The sequence below is a fragment of the Micromonospora sp. MW-13 genome (assembly GCF_003434305.1).
GTDB lineage: Bacteria > Actinomycetota > Actinomycetes > Mycobacteriales > Micromonosporaceae > Micromonospora.
Genome location: NZ_QKKX01000025.1, coordinates 1 through 3,508, shown reverse-complemented (window position 1 = coordinate 3,508; position 3,508 = coordinate 1). Strand labels below are relative to the sequence as shown.

The 3,508-nt window shown below is 70.7% G+C and carries 5 protein-coding genes; 3 read left to right on the top strand and 2 right to left on the bottom strand.

Annotated elements, in window-relative coordinates:
- Positions 1 to 44 precede the first annotated feature (44 nt).
- Both C5N14_RS13955 and C5N14_RS13950 read right to left on the bottom strand, forming a co-directional pair.
- Positions 45 to 1,499: a recombinase family protein gene (locus tag C5N14_RS13955; protein ID WP_117668521.1), complete on the bottom strand. Its 1,455-nt coding sequence runs from the start codon at positions 1,497 to 1,499 to the stop codon at positions 45 to 47.
- Positions 1,499 to 2,017, bottom strand: coding sequence for a helix-turn-helix domain-containing protein (locus C5N14_RS13950; protein ID WP_117668520.1), 519 nt, complete (start codon positions 2,015 to 2,017; stop codon positions 1,499 to 1,501). The genes C5N14_RS13955 and C5N14_RS13950 overlap by 1 nt, the downstream gene beginning before the upstream one ends.
- Before the next feature lie 144 nt (positions 2,018 to 2,161).
- On the opposite strand from C5N14_RS13950, the gene C5N14_RS13945 reads away from it, so the two are divergent.
- From C5N14_RS13945 to C5N14_RS13935, 3 genes are all read left to right on the top strand, one after another.
- Complete coding sequence (locus C5N14_RS13945; RefSeq protein ID WP_128763581.1) at positions 2,162 to 2,419, top strand: hypothetical protein; 258 nt, start codon at positions 2,162 to 2,164, stop codon at positions 2,417 to 2,419.
- The gene (locus C5N14_RS13940) at positions 2,416 to 2,622 is read left to right on the top strand and encodes a hypothetical protein (RefSeq protein WP_117668518.1); all 207 of its coding nucleotides are present in this window, start codon (positions 2,416 to 2,418) and stop codon (positions 2,620 to 2,622) included. The genes C5N14_RS13945 and C5N14_RS13940 overlap by 4 nt, the downstream gene beginning before the upstream one ends.
- Before the next feature lie 237 nt (positions 2,623 to 2,859).
- Positions 2,860 to 3,508: GGDEF domain-containing protein (locus C5N14_RS13935; RefSeq protein ID WP_133305765.1), on the top strand; the 649-nt coding region annotated here is incomplete at its 3' end.

Genomic DNA, 3,508 nt, shown 5'->3' with positions numbered 1-3,508 from the left:
ACCAGCACGTCGGTGCTAGCTGTCGAACGTCGCTCAGGTGATCGTCAGCGCCACTGCACCTCGACGCGCTCCGCCGCCGGCTGTCGGTAATACGTTGACGGCCGGATTGCGACCGTCACCAACACCTGCCGCAGCGCCCGGTTTCGCTGCCCGCCGTCCATGGACGGCCACAACGCCAGCAGCTTCTCGCCGAGGGACACCACCAGCTCGGGTGCCGCCGTCTCCACAACCGACCTGGCGCTCGCCAAGTTCTCCGCCAGTTGCGCCTCGGCGGCCCGTAGGTCGGCCATGGTGTCCTCGTAGGTCCGGTCGTCCATCTGCTCGCGCGCCCACCGCTGGGTGGTCCGGGCCATTGCCCGGCGGGTGGCCTCGATCTCCCGCTGGAGCGCCTCTGCATCGGTGCCGGCTCGTACCGCCCTGGCGAGGTGCGCACGTCGGGCCGCGACGTCTCCGCGCAGCATCTCGACGCGGGCGCGGACCTGGTCGAGCAGGGCGTCCTCCACGGCGGCCAGGCGTAGATTCCCGCATCCCCCGCATGGGCTGGTGCTCTCGAACTGGTTTCGGCAAAAGATGCCCGGGCCACGCTGGTGGGGACGGATGTTGGTATGCCCCTGGCAGGCCCCACAGCGTCCAATGCCGGACAGGCTGTATTTCGCGTCCTGGACGCGGGGATGCACTACCCGGTCGGCGGCGATGCGGGCTTGGACGCGTCGCCAGGTTCCGGCGTTGACGAGCGGCTCGTGCGCCTCCGGGGTTTCGACGGTCCCGCCGGGGCCGCGACTGTGCACAGTGCCGAGGTAGGTGGGGTTGGCCAGGAGTTTCTTCATGCTGTTGGCCGCGAACTTCGGGTTGCCGGTGGCCAGTTGGAGCCGCCGCCGTAGCTCACGGACAGGGGCCCCAGCGGCATAGTCGCTGAACACCTGCGCGATGACTGGGCCGAGGATCGGGTCGGGCTCCAAGCGGCCATCGTCGCCGCGCCGGTAGCCGGCGGGCGGGCGCCCGTGGTGGCGTCCCTGCTCGGCGCGGCGGGCGATAGTCGCTGACCAGGCCCGGCCAATCTCCCGCGCCCGGTACTGGGCGAGGTTGAGCAAGTTGATGAGCATCATCTCGCCGGCTGGCGTGGATGTGTCGATGTGCTCGCACGCGGAGATGATCGTGACGCCGGACTCGGACAGCTCGCGCAGGACGAGCAGGCTCTCGAGGACGTCGCGGCCGAACCGGCTGACGTCGTAGACGGCGATGGCGTCGATCTGGCCGGCGCGGGCCATCTCCCGGATGCGGTCGATGCCATCGCGGGAGAAGTGGGTGCCGGAGACGTCGATGTCGTCGATGACGCCGATCTCGCGCATGCCGGTGGTGGCGCGGCGCATCGCGGAGGTCTGGACGTCAGGGCTGTGGAAGTCGTCGCCGCCGCGTCCCATGAGCGCGGAGACCCGAACGTAGAGGACGACGCGGGTGGGGCGGTCGGGTACGGCGGCGAGGGGGCGGCGGCGGGACATCAGCTAGCGCGACGGTCCTGGTCGGGGCGTTCAGCCCGGTCGGCTTGGTCGGCGAGGTACTTGAGGGTGGCTCGGATGGCGGTCTTCTCGGCCTCGCTCGCGTCCGGCGAGTTCAGTCGGCGCAGGATGATCCGCAGGTCCTCGTCGAGCGCGTCACCGTGTTTCGCGCCCCCGGCAGCAGCAAGGGCGTGGGCTTCGTCGTCGCCGAGAGCCTTGGCGATGGCCTTCACGCTGGCCACGGTCACCCCGTCGCCCTTCATCCACCCGAAGATCGTGGACTTGTTGATGCCGGCTTCCCGGGCCAGGCGCGCAACGCTCCAGCCGGGACGTTTGGTCATGCGCCGGAGGTAGCCGGGCCAGTCTTCGGCGGGTTGGGAAGCGTCGCCCATAGGCGAACCGTAGGCCGTTGACCAGCGGCATCGGTAGTTTGGCGGCCGTTGCTCTTTGGCGACGGTATGGATCACCTTCCGTCGCCGTCTTATCCAGTCGGCTTCCTGTGCGTTCACGCGCTGGGGCATGACTTTCGGCCTCCTCCAAGTGTTGCCTACGGGCAACGATAGGACATCGAAGAGTCGTACGGGTACCCATCCGTTCGGCTGATCTCGGCGTGTTTTGGCGTCAGGTGTTGCGTTGGCTTTAGGCAACGGTCTACCGTCGGGACCATGGAAGCGACGGGAAAGAAGGACTCACCGTTGCCTAGAGGCGACGGCATACGGCTTCGGGTCGAGGTGTACGACGCCCTCGCCGAGAAGAAGGGGCTGACTTCGGTCACTGCCCAGGCCCGGCAACACGGCATCGGACGCACCCATATGTCCCTGATCAAGGCCGGCAAGAAGGGCGTCAGCCTGCCGCTGGCGCTGCGCATGGCGAACGACCTGGAGACCACGGTCGAGGCGCTGTTCGGTCGGGTGACGGCATGACGCACCCGCCGTCCGCGCCCTCGCAGCCGCCTCGCCCCGCCGGGCCCAGGGTTCCGAAGGCACACACCCACCCGCAGGTCGAGCCGCTCGACCCGGACAGCCCGGAGGGCCGGCAGATCGCCGACGACCTCTCCCAGGTGCTCGCCGAGATCGAGCTCGCCATTGAGCGCCGCGAAGCCGCCACGAAACAGGCGGCGGCGTGACCCCGCTCCCTCACCCCACCCCGACCGAAAGGACCCGCCGATGGCGCTGATGTCCGCATGACCGCCATACCGCACGTGCCTGCGCCCATCCAGCCGGGCCGGCCGGGGCAGTCGGGGCCTCACGCCCCGAAGCCGACGCCGGTCAGGTAGCAGCACCCGAACACGACGCGAGCCCCCGGCCGATGCCACGGCGCGAGGGCTCCACACCCGGACCACACGCACACACGAGGAGTCCAGATGCAACACCAGACCCTACCGGAGTCGGACCTGCCCCCGGTGCAGCCGCTCGGGCCGGCCCCCGGCACCGGCAGCGGTAGCCGAACCGGCGGCCCCGACTACGCCCCGACCGGACGGCTCGCCTACCTGGAGGCCCGCGTCGCCCACCTGGAGACGCAGCTCGCCGAGGCCCGGCACCAGGCCCACACCGACCCGCTCACCGGCGTCCTCAACCGGGCCGGTCTGGCCGAGCACTGGTGGCGGATCCACCCGCAGCACCGGCTCGCCCTGGTCGACCTGGACGGCTTCAAGGCCATCAACGACACCCTCGGCCACGCCGCCGGAGACGCCGTGCTCACCACCGTCGCCGTGCAGCTCCGCGCCCACGGCACGGTGGCCCGGCTCGGCGGTGACGAACTGGTCGTCATCGGCCCGCTGCCCGGCGGCCCGGATCGGCTGTGGCGTGCCCCCATCGACGGCGGCCGGGAGGTGACGGTCACCGGCACGGTCGGGATGACCGCCGTGATCCCGGGGGACCTGGCGGAGACGCTGCGCCGCGCCGACGTGGCCATGTACGCGGCAAAGCGGGGCGGGCGTGGGTCGCTGGTGGCGTACAACCCGGTGCTGGACGTGCCCGCGGCGACCGGGCCGGCCCGGCGGCGTGTGCGGG

Coding starts and splice junctions, on each gene's coding strand:
- C5N14_RS13945 (WP_128763581.1), top strand. CDS start 2,162: ATGGAAGCGACGGGAAAGAAGGACTCACCGTTGCCTAGAGGCGACGGC.
- C5N14_RS13950 (WP_117668520.1), bottom strand. CDS start 2,017: ATGCCCCAGCGCGTGAACGCACAGGAAGCCGACTGGATAAGACGGCGA.
- C5N14_RS13955 (WP_117668521.1), bottom strand. CDS start 1,499: ATGTCCCGCCGCCGCCCCCTCGCCGCCGTACCCGACCGCCCCACCCGC.
- C5N14_RS13940 (WP_117668518.1), top strand. CDS start 2,416: ATGACGCACCCGCCGTCCGCGCCCTCGCAGCCGCCTCGCCCCGCCGGG.